Origin of the sequence: Micromonospora sp. WMMD723, from assembly GCF_049863385.1 — a bacterium.
Lineage (GTDB): Bacteria > Actinomycetota > Actinomycetes > Mycobacteriales > Micromonosporaceae > Micromonospora > Micromonospora wenchangensis.
The window spans coordinates 4,638,551-4,659,022 of sequence record NZ_JBMKNR010000001.1 but is presented as its reverse complement, the minus strand read 5'-3'; the positions used below and the strand labels follow the sequence as shown (position 1 = coordinate 4,659,022).

Genomic DNA, 20,472 nt, shown 5'->3' with positions numbered 1-20,472 from the left:
CGATCCCTAGCGTTCCAGGTGGCCCGCGGCACTCCGGCCGCCCACCCCGCAAAGGAACCCGTCATGCGTGTGTTGAAACAGGTCCTCGCCGTCGCGGCAACCGCTCTCGTCGGCAGCCGGGCCGTCGCCGCGGTGCAGGACGACCCCTGGCTCACCCTGCTCCTCGGCGTGGCGACCGCCGTTGCCACGCTCCTCGCGTACCGGTGGGTGGTGCGTCGTACCGAACGACGGGAGGTCACGGAGCTGGCCCGGCCCGGTGCCGGCATCCGGATCGTCCGGGGCGTGGTCATCGGGTTCGTCATGTTCGCCGCCGTCGTCGTCACCATCGCCCTGCTGGGTGGCTACCACGTGCACGGCACGGGTTCGGTGACCGGCATGGTGGGCCTGTTCGGGTTCATGGCGGCCGCCGCCGTGACCGAGGAGTTGCTCTTCCGGGGCCTGCTGTTCCGCCTCGTCGAGGAACGCCTCGGGACCTGGCTGTCGCTGCTGGTGACCGGGGTGCTGTTCGGCCTGGTCCACCTGGCCAACCCCGACGCGGGCGTGTGGGGCGCGACCGCCGTCACGATCGAGGCAGGCTTCATGCTCGCCGCCTGCTACGCCGCCACCCGCACCCTGTGGGTGCCGATCGGGCTGCACTTCGGGTGGAACTTCGCCGCCGCGGGGATCTTCAGCGTCGTGGTCTCCGGCAACGGCGAGTCGCAGGGACTGCTGGACGCCAGCACGTCGGGCCCGACGCTGCTCAGCGGCGGCGACTTCGGCCCGGAGGCCAGTCTGTACACGGTGCTGGCGGGGCTGGCACTGACCGTGGTGTTCCTGGCGCTGGCCCACCGTCGGGGTCGCATCATCCCGCGTCGCCGGCCGGTCGACGTGCCGACGGCGGACGTTACCGTCTCCTGATGGTCGACCCGCGGACGCTTGCGGACCGGTGGCGGCGCTGGCCGGTCACGGTCCGGGACCTCCCGCTGGCGCTGCTGCTCGCCCTCGCCTGCGCGCCGGTGCCGGTGTTGCAGGACCGCAGCACGCAACTCGGTGACCTGCCCGGCCGCCCGTTCGACGCGTTGACCGTGGTGGCGATCGCCCTGGAGTGCCTCCCGCTGGCCGTCCGCCGGCGGTGGCCCGGGATCTGCCTCGCCCTGGTGTCCCTCGGCTTCGCCGTCGACCAGGTACGCGCCTACCACACGGTCGCGGGCACCGCGCTTGCCGTCGCGTTGCTCAGCGCCGGCGTCCACCTGGAACGTCGTCGACGCGCCACCCTGGTCGTGGGCTCCGCCGCGTACGTCGCCCTGGCGGTCACCCTGCACCGGCAGGGGTCGACGGAGGGTGTGGGTGGCTTCCTCACCTTCTACCTGGCGTTGACCCTCGCCTGGGGCGCCGGGGCCTGGCTGCGGCAGAGCCGGGCCGCCGAGGCCGAACGCCGCCGGCGGGCCGCCGAGGCCGCCCGCGCCACCGAACGCGCCCGCATCGCCGGTGAACTGCACGACATCGTGACCCACCACGTGACGGCGATGGTCGTGCAGGCCGAGGCGGCACGCTACCTGACGGCCGCCCCGGACCGCCTCGACACCACCCTCACCGCCATCACCGACACCGGCCGGCGGGCCATCGCCGACCTGCGGATCCTGCTCGACCTGCTCGACCCCGACCACCGCGCCGACCCGCGCGTGCCGTCCGTCGGGGAGCTGCCCGCACTCATCGAGCAGACCCGGCGGGCCGGGCAGCCGGTGGAGTTCACCCAGGACGGCAGCCCGGCGGAGACCGTCGGCGGCGCGGAGGCCGCCGCCTACCGGGTCGTGCAGGAGGCGCTGACGAACGCCCTGAAGTACGCCCACGGCAGCCGCACCGCCGTGCACGTCCACCACGGGAAGAGGGAGATCACGGTGGAGATCAGCACCGCCGGCCCGGGTACCCGCCCCGCCGGCCCGGGTGGGAGCGGGCGCGGCCTGGCCGGGCTGCGGGACCGCGTCGCCGTGCTCGGCGGCGAGTTCAGCGCGCAACGCCGGGACGACGAGGGCTTCGTCGTCCGGGCCCGCATCCCCACCGGTGACGCGTCGTGACCGCGCCGATCCGGGTGCTGGTCTGCGACGACCAGGCGCTGATCCGGACCGGCTTCGCCACGATCATCGGCGCTCAACCCGACCTGGAGGTGGTGGGCGAGTGCGGGAACGGGCGCGAGGCGGTCGATCTCGCCGGGCGGCTGCGTCCGGACGTGGTGGTGATGGACGTACGGATGCCGGTCCTCGACGGCATCGCGGCGACCCGCCTGCTGGCCGGCAGCGGGGTGACCCACCCGGTCAGGGTGCTCGTGGTGACGACGTTCAACCTCGACGAGTACGTCTACCAGGCGCTGCGCGCCGGGGCGAGCGGCTTCCTGCTCAAGGACGCCCCACCGGCGCAGCTGCTGCACGGTATCCGCACCGTCGCCGGCGGGGCGGCGCTGCTGGCACCCGAGGTGACCCGGCAACTCGTCGGCCGGTACGCGGCACGCATCCGCCCCGCCGAGGGCACCCCGGACGACACGGGACTGACGCCGCGCGAGTTGGAGGTGCTGCGTCTGATCGCCGACGGCCTGTCCAACAGCGAGATCGCGGCCCGGCTGGTGATCAGTCAGGAGACCGTCAAGACGTACGTCTCACGCATCCTCACCAAACTCGACCTGCGCGACCGTGTGCAGGCGGTGGTGTACGCGTACCGGACCGGGCTGGTGACCTGAACGCCCCCGCTCCGTCACCGACGACGATGTCCGGGCCCGGTTCGGCGGCGGTGCCTGCGCATCCGACTGCTCTCCCGGTACCGTCCCGTGCACCAGGGGGTGACACACGGCAGCGAAGTGGTTACTCTTGTATCAGAACTTCGATACAAGGAGGGGTCATGACCACTGGTGGCCGGTATCGAATGGTCGGGATGGCTGTCGGTGTGGGGACCGCCTTCGCACTGACCCGCACCTACCTGTTCGACCTGGCTCCGATCGCCCTGGTCCTGGCGACCCTCCTCGGTGCTCTCGCCAGTGAAGCCGTCACACCACGACCGGGCCGGGGCCGTGGCACCGCCAGTCTGGTTCCCCGACGCGTCCGGGATTACGCGCCGAGACGGGAAGTCGTCGTGATCGCGCTGCTCGGGGTCGGCATCACGCTCTTCGCCGGCTTCCCCACCCCCGAACGCCCCGATCACGAAGTCAAGTACTTCGGCACCGCGGCACCGGTCAGCCTCACGAGCACACTGATCACTCTCGGTGTCACCGCCGCCCTGACCATCGTCATCGTGTGGCTGATCGTTCGTGCTCCCCAGGCGGGCGCCGACGAGGCGGATACGGCAACGGACGACAGCTGGCGTCACGCCGCCATCCGCCGCACGGTCTACACCTGCACGGCGGTGTTCGCCATCGTGTTCACCACCCTCGCCTTCTGGTACGCCGATCGCCAGTGGGACTGGCGCGCCGGTGGCTCACCCGCCTGGGGTCTCGCCCTCAGCCTCCTTGCCGGGCTCGGCCTGATCATCTTCGGCGGCTACGCGGGTGCCCTGGTGATGGCCCCGCACCGGCTCCCCGGCGCCGTGACCGGTGCTGCCAGCCACGTCGGTGCCGACGGGCTAGCCGGATGACGAGCGGCCCCGCCATCCGGATCAACCCGTCCTCGGCTGTTCCCCCGTTCGAACAGGTCCGTCAGCAGATCGCCGAGCTCATCCGGTGGGGGGTGCTCGCGGAAGGGCAGCGACTTCCGACGGTCAGGCAACTCGCCGCCGATCTGGGGTTGGCCAACGGAACCGTGGCTCGCGCATACCAGGAGCTGGAGGCGGCCGGCCTGGTCGTCACCCGACGGGCGGCCGGCACCCGGGTGGCTTCCGCAGCCGTCCTGCAGCCGGATGCCCGGCTCGAAGCCCTGACCCTGCGGGCCCGTGAGTTCGTCACCGCCGGTCGCCTCCTCGGTGCCGGTGATGAGGAACTCACCGACGCCCTCGCCGCCGCACTGAAAGCAACGCCGTCAGCCGTGGAGAACCCCTGAGATCGGCAGCGCCCTGCCGCACCGTCGAACGACGCACCGACACCGGATCCTCGACGCTGAGGCTCACGCGGGCCGCCGGTCGGCGGGGACGCGCAGGCGCAGCAGCGGCAGGCAGGACAGGAGCAGACCGGCCGCACCCACCCACAGGGCCGTTCGGGCACCGGCGGCGGTCCCCAACACGGTGCCCGCCAGCGCACCCACCGGCATCGCCCCGCCGAGCAGGAACCGCATGGTGGCGTTCATCCGGCCGAGCAGTCCGGGCGGGCACAACTGTTGACGCAGGCTGACCTGGGCCACGTTGGAGGCCGTCGCTCCCGCCCACAGCAGCAGGTAGCCGCCGGCCGCCAGCCAGATCCCGCCGACGCTGTCGATCAGGGGGGTGAGCAGCGCGCACGGCGCGGTGGCGAGGAGGCAGAGCCAGACCGCTCGGTACTGCCCGAGCCGGCGGGTCAGCCGCCGGGCCACGACCGCGCCGAGGATGCCGCCGGCGCCGCCCGCGCTGAAGTACGCGCTGGCCGTCGCCGGGGACGCGCCCAGCTCGCTGACCAGCCGCACCGGCACCATCGTCTGCACCATCAGGGCGAACATGTTGTACGCGCCGCCCGCCAGCGCCAGCACCCGCAGCACCGGGTGGCGCAGCACGTAGGCCACGCCGTCGCGGATCTGCCCGGCGAGCCGGGACCGGCCGGTGGTGGCGGGCCGCGGATCGGCCGCCCCGATCCGGGCCAGGTACGCGGCGGACCCGGCGAACCCCACCGCGATCAGCAGGACGGCGGTTCCGGTGCCGGCCAGCTCGACGGCCAGCCCGGCCAGTGCGGGCCCCGCGACCTGCGCCACCGCGAGGGTGGTGCTCAGCCGGGCATTGCCCTCGACCAGCTCGTCGGGCCGCACCACCCGGGGCAGGTAACTCTGGTGGGCGACGTCGAAGAACACGGTGAGCACCCCGACGCCGAGGACGACGACGTACAACTGGCCGAGCGCCACCCCGCCCGGTGCCGCCGGCACGGCCAGCGAGGCGACGAGCACGGCCCGCCCCAGGTCGGTGCCGATGAGCAGCCGCCGTTGCCGCACCCGGTCGACGACCGCGCCGGCGGGCAGGCCGACGACCAGGAACGCCACCGTGCCCAGGGTGCCGACCAGACCCACCTGCCAGGCGGAGGCGTGCATCGGGCCGGCCGCCACCAACGGCAGCGCCACCAGGGCCATCCGGGCACCGAACTGGCTCGCGACCGCCCCGAGCCACAGGGACCGGAAGTCGTGCTGCCGGAGCAGCCCGCCACGGCGGTACGCCACGTCAGGTCGACGCGGCCGTGGTCGGGGTGTCGGCCGTCCGCAGCCACGTCGCCCGTAGCAGGTCGGCGGCCCGGTCGGCGGCGATGTCGGGCCGCTCGGCCAGCAGCGCGAAGAACCGGACCAGGGCGGCACCGACCGGCGCGGCGGCCGGCAGCACCTCGGGGTCGTGGTGGACGGTCACCTCGGGCTGCTCGGCAGACCACGTCACCGCCAGGTGCAGCGCGTTGTGGGCGGGGAAGCCGCGCCGGCCTGCGGGCGGGCGTACGGCACCGCGCAACAGCCGGCCCGCCGGGCCGATCGTGGCGTTGCCCACCGTGACGGTGGGCTCCGCCGCCACCACGTTGAGCACGAGCCGACGCCGTTCCCGCAGGGCTTCGACCCCACCGAAGTCGGTGAGCCACCGGCCGAGCAGCGGCGGCGCGGCGGCGTTGACGGCGGTGAGAGCACGGACGTGGTCGGCGAGCGAGACGGCGGGCAGGTGGTCCGGCGGTACGCTCACCACCGCCTCGTGCAGCGCGCCGGGCACCTCGACGCTCTCCCGGGTCCACCGGCCGCCCCGCGCGTACAGCACCGGGACGTGCGCGTCGGCCCAGAGTCCCAGCAGGAACGACAGGGCCGCCAGGAGCAGACCGGAGCCGGTCGCGCCGGTGAGGTCCCGGCCGTACCGGATGGCCCGGGTGGTCGCACCGTCGAGCCGCAGCGGCCAGGCGGCGGTGGCGGTGGTGTCCCGCCACGGTTTCCAGCGCCCGCCGGGGAACGCGACGGCGGGAACGTCCCGGCTCATCGCCTCCGCCCAGAACTGCCGGGACGCCGGGCGTCGTGGATCGGCGGCGGTCCCGGCCGCGTGCGCGAAGAACGACGGCAGCGCCGGCAGGGCTCGCCCCGGATGCTCGTACGCGGCCGCCGTACGGCGCACGAACCGGGTGTGCGTCGCGTGGTCGGCGAAGCCGTGGTCCACCACGAGGGCGAGCGCGTGCTCGTCCGGGGCCAGCCGCACCAGGCAGGCCCCGGCCAGCGGGTCGTGGCGCAGGTCGATCGGCGCGTACACCGCCTCGCCGAGCGCCGCCCCGGCCGCCTCCAGCAACCGGTCCGCCGGCACGTCGGCACAGTCCACCATGGTCACCGGGAAGGGCTGCTCGGGTCCGTACACCAGCTCCGGGCCCGGGGCGAACCGGGCCCGCCACACATCGTTGCCGGCGGCGACGGCCCGCATGGCGGCGGCCAGACGTGGCACGTCCACCTCACCCCGGACGTGCCACAGCGTCCAGGCCCGGGGCATCGGGTTGTGCCGGGGCAGGCCGGCCCCGTCGGTGTCGCTGAGCAGCAGCAGTTCATGCTGCGCCCCGTAGGGCGGCACCCGCACCCGGCTCACCCCGGGAACGCGGGCAGCTGCGGCCACGCCGGTTGGCCGGCGATCCAGGCCGCCAGCACTCCCCCGTCGTCGGGCAGCAGACCGCGCAGGTGCAGGTCACGCAGGCGGCGCAGCGGCGTCACCCCGGTCGGCCAGTGCGCGAGCGACAGGCGGTAGCACTCGGCGGCCAGGTCCGCCCGGCCGAGCTGCTCGTGCACCTGGCCGGCGTTGAACCAGGAGATCCGGCCGTACGGGAACTGCAGGTGCGCGGCCCGCAGGTACGCCTCAAGCGCCCCGGTGTGGTCGCCGGCCTGGTAGCGCAGCTCGCCCGCGGTGAGCCAGGTCTTCGGGTCGATCGGGTCGATCCGCTGCGCCAGGTCGTCGACCAGAGCCAGCGCGGTGTCCCGTTCGCCGAGGTGGGTGTGGGTGCGCACGGCGGTCTCCACGGCCGGGAAGTAGTTGTCGGCGGCGATGACCCGGGTGTGCCCGTCGTGTCCGGTCAGCTCCCGGGCGATGCCGAGCCACCGGTCCATGTCCGCGCGCAGCAGGTCACGGTCGCCGGTGAGGAACGGCAGGAACCCCATGGCCCGGAACCATCTGCTGGTCATGATCGCGGCGTCGAAGTCCGACACCTCGGGCAGCGCGGTGTACCGGGCCAGGTCCTCCTCGCCGAGCTTGCGCCACCGGGCGATGGTGTCGGGCTCCCGGCGTCGGGCCGCGTTGACGGTGGCGTTGATGGTGGTGACCACCCGCGTGCGGGCGTAGCGGACGTCGTCACCGAGCTGGTCGTACAGGGTACGGAAGTGCGGCTCCAGCTCGGCCGCGTGCCCCGTGGTGAGCATCTGCTCGGCGAAGATCCAGCTGGCCAGCGCGTACGCGCTCTCGGGGTCGCGTACCGGCACGTCCGGCCCGGGGAGGATCCGCTTGGCCTCGGCGTGGAAACCCAGCGCGGACAGCAGCCGGCCCAGCAACGCCCGGTCCAGCAGCGGCAGGTCCGCCACGTCGGCCAGTCGGTCCCGCACGTCGGGCGGGCAGCCGTCGGAGGCGGCCAGCCACGTCGCGTAGTCGGCCGAGGCGGCATCGGAGGCGTACCCGTACACCGCCGCTGTCGCCTGTAGTTCGTCGCGGAACATGGCGGCCGTGGCCCGCTGCGGGTGGATCTCCCGGAACCAGGGCTCGCGACGCTCCAGCACGGCGGCGTACGACATCAGCGGCGTGTGGATCGCGACCGGTGGCGTGTCGACCGGGTCGAGGATCGCGCTCGGCTTCAGGTCGAGGAACGGTCGGTAGCGCTCCAGCGGAAGCGGACGCGCCCCGGCCGCCGGGTCACCCTGCGCCGCGACCGCCCACCGCACCGCGTCGGCGCCGGCGGTGCCGTCCAACGCCGGACGCCGCGCCACGAGCACCGCCAACCGGTCCCGATCTGGGCGGCGATCCGTGGCGAGCAGGTCGGCCAGCGCCCCCACCAGCTCGCCGGTGTCCGCTGCCGGAGCCGACCCACCGGTGGGCTCGTCGGGCGCGGCGGGGGTCGCCAGGTCGAGCAGTCCGGCCAGCGCGGCGGTGCGCTCGGCCAGGCCGGTGCGGACGGCCACCCGGTAGTGGGTGCGGGCCGTCTCCCGGTCGCCCGCCGCCCGGGCCGCGTCCGCCGCGAGAAGTCTGGTCGCCGCGCCGGTGGGATCGAGGTCGAGGGCGGCACTGGCGAACTCGTACGCCGGCCCGACGCCGGTGCCGTCCAGGGCGGCCCGGGTGGCGGCCCGCAACAGCGCCAGGGCGGCGTCGCGGGCGAGGAAGTCGGTCCGGTCCGTTCCCAGGACGTGGGCGACGGCGCGGATCGTGTCGGCGTCCGGCACCGGCTCGCCCGGGGAGCGCAGCCGCGCGGCGAGGACCCGGGCCCGGGCGGTCACCGCGATCCGGTCGCCGGTCAGGGCGGCGGCCAGGGAATCCGCCGTGGTGAGGGCCCCGGTGGCCGGTTGCCCGTCGGTCACAGCGGAGCGGGCGTGGGCGAGTGCGGTGGTGAGGCGGACCGGCAGGCCCGCCGCCTCGGGGGGTACCGGGGGCAGTGGTTGCCGGCCGTCCTCGGCGAGCAGGAGATCACGCCAGGCGTACACCGGGGGCGGCGCGTCGGAACCGATGCGGCGCAGCAGGGTCGCGGCGTCCTGCCGGCGGCCCAGCGCCCGCATCAGTCGGGCCGCCCACAGCAGGCCGGCGGGGTCCTCGGCCGTGAGCCGCTGCGCCACCCCGGGTGGGACGACGAGGGGGTCCGTGGCGTCGAGCAGGCCGGCGCGGCACATCGCGCGTCGCAGGTCGGCGGGGGGCGCGTGGGCGGGCAGCCAGCCGCAGGGGTCGGGCTGGTCGGCGCAGAACAGTGCCGTCTCGGCGACCAGGGACGGCGGGACCGTGGCATCGGCGGTCAGGTCGATGAGCGGGCGCAGCGGCGATGCCGCCGGGTCCCGCCAGGTGAGGTCGGCCAACGCTGTCCTCCCGCCCGGTCGGTTGGTTCGGTCCGAGGGGCGGACACGCGACGATGGGACAGCCCGTGCCCGCCCGGTTGGTGACCGGCGACGTCAGTTGATGACGGCGTTGATCAGACCGACGGCGGTTCCTTCGAGGTCCTCGTAGCGCTCCATGCTCGACACCTCCTCCCGACCGGACGAGGAAGACGGGCGATGACGGCCCCTGATCCCGCCATTCTCGCCCAACAATTGAGTTGAATCAATCTGTTGGGGCGTGGTCGGCGGCGGATACCCGTCGTGCTCGGCCGATCGGGACGGCCGCGCCTGCGGCAGGTGCCAGCGGGGCGGCACGGCCGGAACCGATCAGCACCGTCGTGCCGCAGATCGTTGACAACGCCGCCGAACGCCGACGGGCATCAATGCAAGGAGATCCGACAGGTATCGTGGTACCGTCCTGGTTCAGGCGGCCCGGACCGTCCGACGGACCTGTTGACAGGCCCGGAAACCCTTACGATCAGGGGAAAAAGTGACCCAGCCGGCGCAGCCGAAATCTCTCGCCGTCGCGTACCTGCTGTTGGTCTTCCTCGGCCTGTTCGGCGGCCACTACTTCTACCTCGGCGTGAACAGGCGCGCAGTCGTCTACCTCCTGACGCTCGGCTGCCTGGGCATCGGTCCACTGATCGACCTCTTTACGCTGCCCGGCGAGGTCCGGCGTATCAATCAGCTGATCATGTCGGGACAACCGCACATGTAGACGCGCTCCGTGAACCGCCAGGACGCCGGAGTGGCCGCGGAAAGACGGCGAGGTGTCGTGGCGACGCTGTCGTAGCCACGATTCGCCAGTGCTCTTGTTGCCGTCGCGGACCGGGTGGAGCCGACGTGGCACCACCGCCACGTAGTCGATCGTCTCGTCCTGGTCAACGGTTTGCCCGGCTCGGGAGGGAGCACCCTCGCCGGGTTGATGGCTCCGACCCTCGGCTTCGTCCTGATCGGGAGAGACGCCCTCAAGGAGGCCATGTCGGTTGCGGCACCAGGGGTTCCGGCCCGGCGTTCGGTGCCGCAGCGTCTCGGGTGATGTGGGAGTTGGCCGCGGCGACGCCGGGTGGCGTCGTCCTGGAGTCCTGGTGGTTCACAGGCTGTGGATCTCGCCTTCGTCGAGGTGGATCTCCACCGGTGCGACAGTCCTGCAGGAAGACGACCACCACCTGCGCGAATCGTGGCCGGGATGGGCTGCGGAAGCGGAGCCGCCGTGGGGAGCGGAAGCGATCAGGGTCAGGACCGACGAACCTGTTGATGTGGCCGGTGTCGCAGGGCGGATCGGGACGGTGTTCGCCGGGTCCGCTGGTGCGGATTTCGGCAGTGAGGTGATGATGTGTGGCGCTGCATCCGGCAAAGTTCTGGAGGATCCGTGGACCCCCGCGACGTGTTTCAGATGTTGTCTGGCATCGGCGGCATGACATCTGCCATCTACGGTGTCCATCTCCTGCTGACCGGTCGCCCGTCGCCCGTTGTGCGGAGAGGATGGCGGCAGCCGGCCGATGCGGGGATGTTCTTTCTCTGCAATGGGCTGTTCTTTCTGTTACTCGCAGCGGCGTACCTCGGACGGCTCGTCAGCGCGAGGGAACCCGCAACAGCGTTGTCGCTTCTGGGCGTCGCGTCTGCAGTCTGGGCGCTCGGTCTTCTCAGGTATCGGCCACGCAACAGCGGACGCGGTGAATCCTCGGACACGCCTTAGCCGTACGGCCAAGCCTCCGAGCGAGCAGCCACCTCACGTCGGCGGTCTGGATCGGCTCGGGTTCCACTGCTAGCGATAGAGCGTTAAGGTCTAGCTGCTCTCCCGGGAGGGACCACGTGCGAGAGATCGACACGCAGGACACCGTCAAACGGGATCCGGTCCCTCCGTTCATGGTCCTGCTCGGCTGGCACCTGCTGGTGGTCGCCGCCTACCTCGTCGTGCTGAGCCAGCAATCTCACGAACGGGTGGGCCATGACGAATCACCGTGGATGGAGATGGTGATCTTCGGGCTCACCGTCGGGATGCCGTTACTGCTCGTCCCTCTGATCACCGGTCTGATCCTGCTCTGGCTCTTTCCGAGCTTTCCGAGCAGAAGCGGCCAGATCAGCTGGCCCCTCATCCGCGGTACCCTCGCCGCTGCACCGCTGTTCCTCATGGTGGTTTGGATCATCCCCGCTGTGCCGCACTGACGAGGGTTCGTTTCGCCTTCGACGTCTACGCCTTGTCCACCGGGACCTGGCATCGAAGATCGATCGTCTCGTCGCCGTCGCTGCGGACGCCGCATCGTCAGGTTCGTGCGCCAGTACGCGGCCACCAGCAACACCCGATCGGGCCTGGTCGAGCGACCACTGCCGGCCCGGCCGACCGTCAGCGATCGCATCACCATCACGCTCGGCGACCAACCTGACCAGTCTGCGGAACTGGACGGGCCGCAGCCCCGTGAACGGGAAGGTCCACTCCGTGCGAGCCGCACTGATCACCTGCACCCCGACATGATCCACCATGGACCAGCCACCGAGCTACGAGACGTCCTTGAGGGCCTCTGCTCGGGGTATTCGATGCCGTTGTCGTCGCGGTTCGCCTCGTGGCCGTTCGCCGTGGTGATCTTGTGATCGACGCCAGCTCGATTCGGTCGTGTCTCGTCGCGCTGCGGTCGTTTTCCTCGTGACAGGGGCGGCACCGCGAATAGCGGATGGAATTCGAACGTGGCTTCCCATCAGATTTCCGCGCCGGTCTGGTGGTGCTGGCGAGCATCGGCGCCTTCAGGATCCGGGCCTGCACCCTGAGCACCGCATTAATGATCGTCTCAGATTCGCTCGGTACGAAATACGCGTCAGACAGGCGATGTAACGCGTATGTAGGAGGCCATTGAATGGCGGTTAACGCAGCGCCCCACGGAGAAGCGCCGCCCAGCCGGCTGGCGGGCCGGTGGGTGCCGTGGTTGGTGATCGGCTTGTGGATGGCACTGGCGGCGGTGATGGTGCCGCTGAGCGGAAAGTTGAGTTCGGTCACCACCGACAGAGCCGCAGACACCCTGCCGGCCAGCGCCGAGTCCACAAAGGTGGCGGTGCTGGAGGACGGTCTCCCCGGCGGTGAGGACAACACGTACGTCTTCGTGTACAGGCGCGCCGGCGGCCTGACCGACGCCGACCGCGCGACGGTCGAACGCCACCACGACACTCTGACCAGGCGGTACCCACCGAAGGTGGCGGCTCCGGCCGACGAAGACGACGAAGGCTCAGCGACGAGGCGCTCCACCGACGGCAAGGCGATGATGTTCACCCTCGACGTGAGCACCACCTACGGCGCACCGGAGGCCATCGTCGGCCCGTTACGTGACGCCGCGAAGGACCGCCCCGCCGGCCTGGAACTCGACGTGACCGGCCCCGCCGCGATCGACGGCGACATGGACGCCGTCTTCGACGGCATCGACCTGCAGGTCTTCCTCACCACCGTCATCGTCGTCACGGTCCTGCTCGTCCTCACCTACCGCAGTCCGGTGCTGTGGCTCATCCCGCTCGTGGCCGTGGGCGCGGCCGCACTGACGGCGATGGCAAGCGTCTACCTGCTCGTCAAGGGCTTCGGCATCGTGGTCAACGACCAGAACTCGGCGCTGCTGACGATCCTGGTGTTCGGCGTCGGCACGGACTACGCGCTGCTGCTCATCGCTCGATATCGGGAGGCACTGCATCACCACGAGAACGTCCGGGTCGCGATGGTCCACGCGCTGCGCGGTGCGGCACCGGCCATCGTCGCGTCCGCGGCCACCGTGGTCGCCGGCCTGCTCTGCCTGCTCGCCGCGGACCTGAACAGCACCAGCGGGCTCGGGCCGATCGGCGCGGCCGGCATCCTGTGCGCGCTGGTGGCCATGCTGACGCTGTTCCCGGCGATGCTGGTGGTGCTCGGCAGGCGGATCTTCTGGCCGGCCATCCCCCGGTTCGACACCGCTGTGCAGCAGAAGCCGGGGCTGTGGGGGCGGCTCGGCACCGCCATCAGCCGCCGCCGGTGGGTGGCGACGCTCGGGTCGTTCGGAATCCTCGGCTTGCTTTCCATCGGGCTGACCGGGAACACCGGCGCTCTGCAGGAACAGGACCAGTTCCTGAACGCGCCGGAGTCGGTCACCGGCTTCACCGTCCTGCGCCAGCACTTTCCGGAACTCGGCGGCCAGCCGATGACGATCTTCACGCGGCCGGCGTACCAGGAGCAGGTTCTCGACATCGCCAGGCGCACCCCCGGCGTGGCCCAGGCCATCCCGGGCCGGACGAGCGGAGGCTGGACCGACATCTCCGTGTTCCCGACCGACGCGCCGGACACCCCCGCGGAGTACGACACGATCAAGCGGGTACGCGCCGCCGTGCACACGGTGAACGGAGCCGAGGCGATCGTCGGCGGACCGAGTGCGGAGAACCTCGACACCGAGGTGACCACCCGGCGCGACGAGAAGCTGGTGATCCCGCTGGTGCTCGCCGTCGTCCTGATCGTCCTGGCACTGCTGCTGCGCGCGATCGTCGCCCCGCTGCTCCTCATGGCGACCGTGGTCGTCTCATTCGCTGCGGCCTTCGGCGGCAGCGTGTTCATCTTCGACACGATCCTCGGATTCACGGGCATCGACTATTCGGTGCCGCTGCTGGCGTTCCTGTTCCTGGTGGCGCTCGGCGTCGACTACAACATCTTCCTGGTCAGCCGGGCCCGCGAGGAGACCGTACGTCTGGGCACCAGAGACGGCATGCTCAAGGCTCTCTCCGCCACCGGCGGCGTCATCACCTCGGCGGGCCTGGTCCTGGCGGCCACGTTCGCGGTCCTCGTCACGCTTCCGCTGGTGATGCTGGTCGAGGTCGGGTTCCTGGTCGCCTTCGGCGTGCTGCTCGACGCCCTGCTGGTGCGGTCGGTGCTGGTGCCCGCCCTCACCCTGCTGATCGGTCGGCGGATCTGGTGGCCGAGCCGGCTGTCGCGACCTGTGGAACTGCCGGACCGTCGGCGGCCGCCCGTCGACGACGAGGAGCCCGCCCTGCAACGGTGAGCGCGCAGACACGTACGAGATCCGGGACGGGCTTCCAGGCCCGCCCCGGGTCTCGTCGTCGGCCCGAGTGGCGGTCGCGGTGTCGCGCGGTCTCGGCCAAGACGGGTTCGCGACGGTGAGCGCCGGTGACGCGCGTGGCGGTGCGGTGGCGTGACGTGCCTTGCGGGTCGGTTCCTGAGAGTCGATCTTCATGCGCTTCTGCGGGTGGGCCTTGGAGGGCACCTTCTCCCGGATGCCGGCCGGGGTCTTGGCCGGGTCGGAGCTGCCGGGTCCTACCCTGAGGTGGGCCGCGCGGGGCCATGCTTGATGCCTGCTGCCTCGTATCGTGCGTCGTGCTGCCGGGGCGGGTCAGCGCACTGCGGTGCCCTCCGTGGCAGCGAACGGGGCGGGCGGGGCCGCGGCCGGAAGGGCGACCCGCAGCAGCGCGCCCCCGCGTGCGGACCGGACGACGGTGACCCGGCCGCCGTGGGCGTGGACGACCCGTTTCACGATCGAGAGGCCCAGACCGGATCCCGGCAGCGCCCGTGCGCTGTCGGCCCGGTAGAACCGGTCGAACACCCGGGGTATGTCGGCGTCGTCGATGCCCGGCCCGGCGTCGTCGACCTCGAGCACCGCCGACGTGTCCTCGGCCCGGAGCCGGATCCGGACCGGCTGGTCCGGCGGGGACCACTTGCCGGCGTTGTCGATGAGGTTGAGCACTGCCCGTCGCAGAGCAGCGGGGCGTCCGCTGACCCACACGGAGGTCACGTCGAGCGCGACCTCGATGTCGGGCATCCGGGAACGCGCCTGGGTTGCGGCGGCCAGCACCACGTCGGCGAGATCGAGCAGCTCGGTGCTCTCGTCGCTGACGTCGCCGCGTGCCAGGTCGGTCAGCTCGGCGGCAAGGGTGCTCAGTTCGGCCACCTGGGCACCGAGATCGTTGAGCAGCCGGGTGCGGCTTTCCGCCGAGAGGGCGGTGCCGAGGGTGCCGCGCCGATCGAGGCGGATCAGCAACTCGATGTTGAGGCGCAGGCTGGTGAGCGGGGTCTTGAGTTCGTGGGCGGCGTCCTCTGCGAGTAGCCGCTGGGCCTGTCGGGAGTCCCGCAGCGCGGCCAGCATGTCGTTGATCGCCTGGATCAGTCGCCGGATCTCCCCGCCGCCCTCGTTCGGGATGTCGGCGTCGAGATCCTGGGTGTGTGCGACACGTACCGCGGCGGCGGTCAGCCGGTCGATCGGGGCCAGCCCGGTCCGCGCCACGGTCCGCCCGATGAGGGCGCCGCCAACCACGCAGAACAACCCGATCAGCAGCATGCCGAACCCGAACTGGTTGACCGGGCCGTCGTCGGCGAGGTCGACCACCTGGACCGCGCCGTCAACCGTGCGCAGTGTGTAGATGCGGTAGCCGTCGTTCCAGTCGGTCGACTCCAGCAGATCGGACGACGCCCCCTGCGCCACACGCCCGGCGCGCTCGCTGACGGCGGGCAGCGCGGGTTGGCCGGCCGGCGTCCGGGTCGAGCCGTCGGGCAGGATGAGCCGCACCAGCCGACCGGACCCGGAGTACTGCGGTAGCTGGACCTTCGTCAGGCCGACGCGCTGCGCGCTCGTCGCCAGCACGCGGGCGTCGGCGCGCAGCTGGGTCTCGGCCGTGTCCCGCAGCTTCTGGTCCATCAGCTCGCTGGCCACCTGGAAAGCCACGAACACGCTGACCGCGATGGCCGTCGCCGCGATCACCGTCAGCCTGCTCCGCAGCGACTGCCGATGCCACCAACGGCTCAGCCGGCGCTGCTCGCGGCCGACGAGCCCGCTCACGGAGGGGTCTCCCGCAACGTGTACCCCAGGCCGCGCAGCGTGTAGATCAATCGGGGTTCGCCCTCGGACTCCATCTTGCGGCGCAGGTAGCTCACGTACACCTGCAGGTTGTTGGCGGTGGTGGTCATATCGAAGCCCCAGATCGCCTCGAACAACGCGTCGCGGGTCAACACCCGGGTCGCGTTGCGCATGAGGACCTGCAACAGGGAGAACTCGGTACGGGTCAGGCGTAGCGGTCGCACACCCCGCCACGCCTCGAACCTGTCGGGATCGAGGCGGACGTCGGCGAACGACAGGATCGGCGACTCCGCGTCGCCCGAGGCGCGGCGGCGCAGCAGGGCACGCACCCGGGCCAGTAACTCCTCAGTGGCGAAGGGCTTGGGCAGATAGTCGTCGGCGCCCGCGTCCAGCCCCGCCACCCGGTCGGAGACCTGATCGCGGGCGGTCAGCATCAACACCGGCAGATCCCGGCCGGCGGCCCGCAGCCGCCGGCAGGCTTCCAACCCACCGAGGCGAGGCATCATCACGTCGAGGATCAGCAGATCCAGGGTGTCACCGTCCGGTCTGTGGATCCCGTCGAGCACGGCGAGACCGTTGGCGGCGGTGCTGATGTCGTAACCCTCCACCTGGAGCACCCGCTCCAGTGACTCACGGATGGCCGCCTCATCATCCGCGATCATGATCCGCACGCCGGCCCGCCCCCTTCCCATCGACGCGTTTGCCGATCATCCTCCCCGATCCACCTGAGGCCAGTATTAGAGCCGCTGCGGGCCGGGCTCATCCGGACGCCTCAGCTCAGGGCCAAGAGTTGGTCAGACGAGCTCCCGCCGCTGCACCTGTCGGTAGGTCGAGGATGGCCGACGATCCGAGCAGGGCGGCCGGCCTCGCATCGCATCGGCACCGCCTGGGTGACGAGGACGAGGCGAGTATGTTTGACCTCGCCCCAGGGGCATGGCCCAGGCTGGGCGGGTGAACGACGTGGAGCTGATCCCGCCCGGCGAGTTCGGTGCCGCGACCCGCCTGTCGTCGAAGGCACTGCGGCTCTATGCCGAACAGGGTCTGCTGGTGCCCGCGGCCATCGATCCCGCCACCGGCTACCGCCGCTACCACCGGGATCAGATTCCCCGTGGTCGGCTGATCGCCCGGCTGCGCGTCCTGGGCCTGCCGCTGGCGCGCATCGCCACCCTGCTGGAGTTCAGCCCGCAGGCCCGCCAGGCCGAACTCCGCGCCTGGCTGGCAGCCGAGGAGGCCCAGCTTCGACGCCGGCGCGAGCTGATCGAGGCCCTTGACGGTGCCGCCGCACCGATCACGACCGCTCCGGGGCTGCGACTGAGGCCACCACGCAAGCTGTTGTGTCAGGAACGGCGCGTGCGCATCGGCGAACTCGACACCTTCGTCACCGATGCACAGCACCGCATCCGGGCCCGGCTGCAGGCGACCGGTGTGCCCTGCGACGGGCCGACCCTGGTGCACTTCCACGGGTTCGTGACCCACGACAGCGACGGACCTGTCGAGGTCGCGGTGGCGTTCACCGGCGCCGTCGAACCCGTCGACGACCTGCGCGTCCGGCTGTCGCCGGCCGGCACCGACGCATACCTGCCGGTCGCCGAAGCCGACGCCGGATTCCCCGACATCCTGCACGCCTACGAGACATTGGAGGCATGGATCGACGCGAAACGCCTGATCAGCCTCGCCAGCCCGGTCGAGATCCGGCCCGGCACCGACGGTGCGCTCCTCGACGTCACCTACCCCGTCTCGACCGGCGAAGGAAGCTGAAGCATGCACCCCTACATCGGTTCCGGGCCCTACTGCTACGCCGACTCGCTGGCGATGGCCCTCGGCCCGACGGCCCCCTCCCCATCGATTGTCGAAGTGCTGACCGGCTCGCCGTTCGGCATGCATCTGCTCGGCGGGCGGCTGCCGCTGTTCGACCCGTACGGCTGGGACGACCGCGGCATCGACGACGCGATCGCTCTGCTCGGCTGGACCTGCCGCCGACACGGCGCCGACGACGGCGAGCAGGCCCTGGCGATGCTCAACGAAGCGGTCACAACCGGCCCAGTCCTGGCCGGTCCACTGGAGATGGGGCTGTTGCGGCACGTGCCCGGGATGACCGGACCGATCGGGTCGGACCACTTCGTGGCTGTCCTGGAAGCCGACGAGACGCTGGTCCGGTTCCACGATCCGTACGGCTGCCCCTACGCGACCCTGCCGACCCGGGACTTCCTGGCCGCCTGGCGTGCCGAGACGATCACCTTCTACCACGCCGAGCCGTACACCATGCGTGGCGATTTCCAGCAGGTCCGCGAGGTCACCACCGAGGCAGCGCTGCGCGCGGCCCTGCCCGGCGCGGTCGCCTGGCTACGTGGGCGCGACGACCTCGCCGTGCCACCCGGCACCATCGGCGGTGCCGCAGCGGTGCACCGCCTCGCTGACCTGGTTACCGACGGACTCGACCCCGAGACACACGCTCACCTGACGCATTTCGCGATCCGGGTCGGCGCCCGGCGGCTCACCGATGCCGCCACCGCACTCGCCAGCCTCGGCCACGACGAGGCCGCCGCCGTCGCTACCCGGCAGGCCCGGCTGGTCGGCAGCCTCCAGCACGACATCGTCAACGGACGCCCGGAACCCGCCGCCCGAACGTTGCGGCAGCTCGCTCCGACCTACGACCACCTGGCGGCCGTCCTCAGCTGACCCCGCCACGCCGAGAGCGCCCAGCGCGGCGACAGCCCTCCGACGACCGGACCGATGGCGCTGACCGGAGCAGTCACCTTTTCCGCCTTCTCGTCATCGGCCTCCTGCCCGGGGGCCACCGCGCCACGGTGCGGGTGTCCGCCGAGCCTGGTGAACGCGGGTGGCGGTGCCGTTGCGGCCGTGCTCGGCGGCCGCCTTCTCGTCGTGGGTCTCCTGAGTGACCAGCGTGCCGGCGTCGGTCTCCAGGTGCGCCCGGACGAACCAGTGGAACTGCTCCAGGCGTCCGGCCTGGGTGATCAGCATGTCCTGGGTGACGGGGTCGGCCTTCTCCGTCTCGTTGATGGCGGCCCGGTGCGCCTCGATCACTGCGCCGTAGACGACGTTCATGGCGGCGAGGTGGGCGTGGGTGTCCGCCCGGCCGATCGGGTAGTCGTCCCAGTCGCGCTGCCTGACCAGTGCCCCCGGCGTCCCCACGGGTGATCCGCCGAGAGCGGCGATGCGCTCGGCGACGTCGTCGACCATGACCCGTACGGCGTCGACCTGCGGGTCGAGCATGGTGTGGACCGCGATGAAGTGGGGTCCGACGACGTTCCAGTGGACGTGTTTGAGGGTCAGCGCGAGGTCGTTGAGCGCGTTGAGCCGGTCCTGCAACAGGAAGATCACCTCGGCGGCGGTGTCCGGCTTGAGTCCGGGGACGGTGTAGGCGGGAACGTTCGGCTGGTAGGTGCTCGGCGACATCTCTTCTCCTTGTTCGGGATCGGTGTGGCGAAGCGCGGTGACGTCGAGACGGCAGTTCGGGTCAGCGCGGGGAGGGTCGGCTTCTCGGGCACCGTCCGTGTCCATCGGGAGTCCACCGGTGGCGTACCGGTGCGTCCGGGCATACGTCGCCGCGCCTACATCGTGTCGGCGGTGCTGCGCCGGGCGGTGTCCTTCAGCGCTGCCGGGTGTCAGATCCGGGCAGGATGGCGCAGCAACGACATGGCGGCCAGCCCGGCGCCGTTGAGCGCCGCGGTGCGGGGAGACGCGGCGCGGTGCACCGGCAGGCGGAGCGCGGCGGACAACGCCGGGGACAGGCCGGGATGGGTGGCGCCGTCGCCCACGAGCAGCAGCCCGCGGGTGAGGGCAGGGGCCAGTCGCGTCCGCGCTGTCCCGGCCCGCAGGGTCTCGATGTGGTATGCGACGACGTCGCTCACCAGGTCGACGGTGGCACCGTAAGCGAGGTCGCGGGTGCCGATGTCGGCGCGACGGGCCGCGACGACCCGCCCGTGGTGCAGCAGGGCGACCTCGGTCAGCTGGGCTCCGACGTCGGCGATCAGCAGGCTGCCGGCGGCTGCTCCCGAACCGATCGCGGCGGCGCGCACGGTGTCGATGAACACCAGGTGGGAGGGGGCGAGGACCGCCTCGACGACGCGACGCACCACGGCTCGGTCGTGGTCGCCGGCCAGGACCGGGCGGCAGGCCGCGACGACACCGCCGGCAGGTACCGGTTCGCTGAAGCGGCTGATCACCTGGGACAGCAGGATCTCGCAGCGGTCGACGTCGATGATGCGGCCGCGCCGGATCAGCGAACCGGCGGAGAGGAACGCGTCCCCGCACGGCGCGCTGATGGTGCCGCGGTGCGCCGCCCAGACGCCGATGGAGCTGCTGCCGAGGTCGATCGCGACCGCGGTCGGCGGGGCCGGGCGACACATGCCGGCGGCGCGCTGGTCGGAGGAGAGGACGTTCGCGGACACGGTCACACCGATCACTTCCATTGGTACGAGCGTTCACCGGCTCCGATCGTCGCCGCTGAACAGATCGGTGACAGCGGCCGGGTCCGGCGAAACTTCGTCGCGCTCGTTGCCGACGCCCGGCAA

At 71.7% G+C, this 20,472-nt stretch carries 18 protein-coding genes and 1 pseudogene; 10 read left to right on the top strand and 9 right to left on the bottom strand.

Annotated features, from left to right (window positions below; all coding sequences use genetic code 11):
• Positions 1–63 precede the first annotated feature (63 nt).
• The 5 genes from ACN261_RS20625 (at position 64) to ACN261_RS20605 (ending at position 3,998) form a co-directional block, all read left to right on the top strand.
• On the top strand, positions 64–897 hold the full coding sequence (locus ACN261_RS20625) for a CPBP family intramembrane glutamic endopeptidase (RefSeq protein WP_421481322.1): 834 nt from the start codon (positions 64–66) through the stop codon (positions 895–897).
• The gene (locus tag ACN261_RS20620; protein WP_425851633.1) at positions 897–2,054 is read left to right on the top strand and encodes a sensor histidine kinase; all 1,158 of its coding nucleotides are present in this window, start codon (positions 897–899) and stop codon (positions 2,052–2,054) included. Before ACN261_RS20625 ends, ACN261_RS20620 begins: the two co-directional genes overlap by 1 nt.
• Positions 2,051–2,710: a response regulator gene (locus ACN261_RS20615; protein WP_421481320.1), complete on the top strand. Its 660-nt coding sequence runs from the start codon at positions 2,051–2,053 to the stop codon at positions 2,708–2,710. Before ACN261_RS20620 ends, ACN261_RS20615 begins: the two co-directional genes overlap by 4 nt.
• Positions 2,711–2,868: 158 nt before the next feature.
• Positions 2,869–3,597 carry a hypothetical protein gene (locus ACN261_RS20610; protein WP_421481319.1) on the top strand — a complete coding sequence of 243 codons (729 nt, stop codon included), beginning with the start codon at positions 2,869–2,871 and terminating at the stop codon, positions 3,595–3,597.
• Positions 3,594–3,998 (top strand): GntR family transcriptional regulator, encoded by a 405-nt coding sequence (locus ACN261_RS20605; protein WP_421481318.1) that lies wholly within the window; start codon positions 3,594–3,596, stop codon positions 3,996–3,998. Before ACN261_RS20610 ends, ACN261_RS20605 begins: the two co-directional genes overlap by 4 nt.
• Positions 3,999–4,061: 63 nt before the next feature.
• On the opposite strand, the gene ACN261_RS20600 is transcribed toward ACN261_RS20605, so the two are convergent.
• From ACN261_RS20600 to ACN261_RS20585, 4 genes are all read right to left on the bottom strand, one after another.
• Positions 4,062–5,291: an MFS transporter gene (locus ACN261_RS20600; protein ID WP_421481317.1), complete on the bottom strand. Its 1,230-nt coding sequence runs from the start codon at positions 5,289–5,291 to the stop codon at positions 4,062–4,064.
• Position 5,292: 1 nt separating this feature from the next.
• On the bottom strand, positions 5,293–6,654 hold the full coding sequence (locus ACN261_RS20595; protein WP_425851630.1) for a condensation domain-containing protein: 1,362 nt from the start codon (positions 6,652–6,654) through the stop codon (positions 5,293–5,295).
• Positions 6,655–6,659: 5 nt separating this feature from the next.
• A complete protein-coding gene (locus ACN261_RS20590; protein WP_425851628.1) occupies positions 6,660–9,113 on the bottom strand; it encodes a hypothetical protein in 2,454 nt (817 codons plus the stop codon).
• Positions 9,114–9,206: 93 nt separating this feature from the next.
• Positions 9,207–9,446: a hypothetical protein gene (locus ACN261_RS20585; protein ID WP_421481314.1), complete on the bottom strand. Its 240-nt coding sequence runs from the start codon at positions 9,444–9,446 to the stop codon at positions 9,207–9,209.
• Positions 9,447–9,621: 175 nt separating this feature from the next.
• Here ACN261_RS20585 and ACN261_RS20580 point away from each other — a divergent pair, with 175 nt between their 5' ends.
• Together ACN261_RS20580 and ACN261_RS20575 are read left to right on the top strand one after the other, a co-directional pair.
• Entirely contained in the window at positions 9,622–9,849 is a 228-nt protein-coding gene (locus tag ACN261_RS20580; protein ID WP_421481313.1) for a TM2 domain-containing protein, read from the top strand.
• A 1,097-nt stretch (positions 9,850–10,946) separates the two neighbouring features.
• Positions 10,947–11,300: a hypothetical protein gene (locus ACN261_RS20575; RefSeq protein WP_421487060.1), complete on the top strand. Its 354-nt coding sequence runs from the start codon at positions 10,947–10,949 to the stop codon at positions 11,298–11,300.
• 86 nt (positions 11,301–11,386) lie between these two features.
• Here the strand turns inward: ACN261_RS20575 and ACN261_RS20570 are convergent.
• Positions 11,387–11,597 (bottom strand): annotated as a pseudogene (locus tag ACN261_RS20570) (IS5/IS1182 family transposase); the annotation flags it as partial.
• Positions 11,598–12,055: 458 nt separating this feature from the next.
• Here ACN261_RS20570 and ACN261_RS20565 point away from each other — a divergent pair.
• Positions 12,056–14,131: an MMPL family transporter gene (locus ACN261_RS20565; RefSeq protein ID WP_425851625.1), complete on the top strand. Its 2,076-nt coding sequence runs from the start codon at positions 12,056–12,058 to the stop codon at positions 14,129–14,131.
• 348 nt (positions 14,132–14,479) lie between these two features.
• Here ACN261_RS20565 and ACN261_RS20560 read toward each other — a convergent pair whose 3' ends face one another.
• Together ACN261_RS20560 and ACN261_RS20555 are read right to left on the bottom strand one after the other, a co-directional pair.
• Positions 14,480–15,919: a HAMP domain-containing sensor histidine kinase gene (locus ACN261_RS20560; protein ID WP_425851623.1), complete on the bottom strand. Its 1,440-nt coding sequence runs from the start codon at positions 15,917–15,919 to the stop codon at positions 14,480–14,482.
• Positions 15,916–16,599, bottom strand: coding sequence for a response regulator transcription factor (locus ACN261_RS20555; RefSeq protein ID WP_421481310.1), 684 nt, complete (start codon positions 16,597–16,599; stop codon positions 15,916–15,918). The genes ACN261_RS20560 and ACN261_RS20555 overlap by 4 nt, the downstream gene beginning before the upstream one ends.
• A 289-nt stretch (positions 16,600–16,888) precedes the next feature.
• Between ACN261_RS20555 and ACN261_RS20550 the strand changes: the two genes are divergently transcribed.
• Together ACN261_RS20550 and ACN261_RS20545 are read left to right on the top strand one after the other, a co-directional pair.
• On the top strand, positions 16,889–17,695 hold the full coding sequence (locus ACN261_RS20550) for a MerR family transcriptional regulator (RefSeq protein WP_425851621.1): 807 nt from the start codon (positions 16,889–16,891) through the stop codon (positions 17,693–17,695).
• Positions 17,696–17,698: 3 nt separating this feature from the next.
• On the top strand, positions 17,699–18,616 hold the full coding sequence (locus ACN261_RS20545; protein ID WP_425851619.1) for a hypothetical protein: 918 nt from the start codon (positions 17,699–17,701) through the stop codon (positions 18,614–18,616).
• A gap of 93 nt (positions 18,617–18,709) precedes the next feature.
• Here ACN261_RS20545 and ACN261_RS20540 read toward each other — a convergent pair whose 3' ends face one another.
• Entirely contained in the window at positions 18,710–19,354 is a 645-nt protein-coding gene (locus tag ACN261_RS20540; RefSeq protein ID WP_421481307.1) for a Dps family protein, read from the bottom strand.
• A 209-nt stretch (positions 19,355–19,563) separates the two neighbouring features.
• The gene (locus ACN261_RS20535) at positions 19,564–20,349 is read right to left on the bottom strand and encodes a rod shape-determining protein (protein WP_425851616.1); all 786 of its coding nucleotides are present in this window, start codon (positions 20,347–20,349) and stop codon (positions 19,564–19,566) included.
• Positions 20,350–20,472 lie beyond the last annotated feature (123 nt).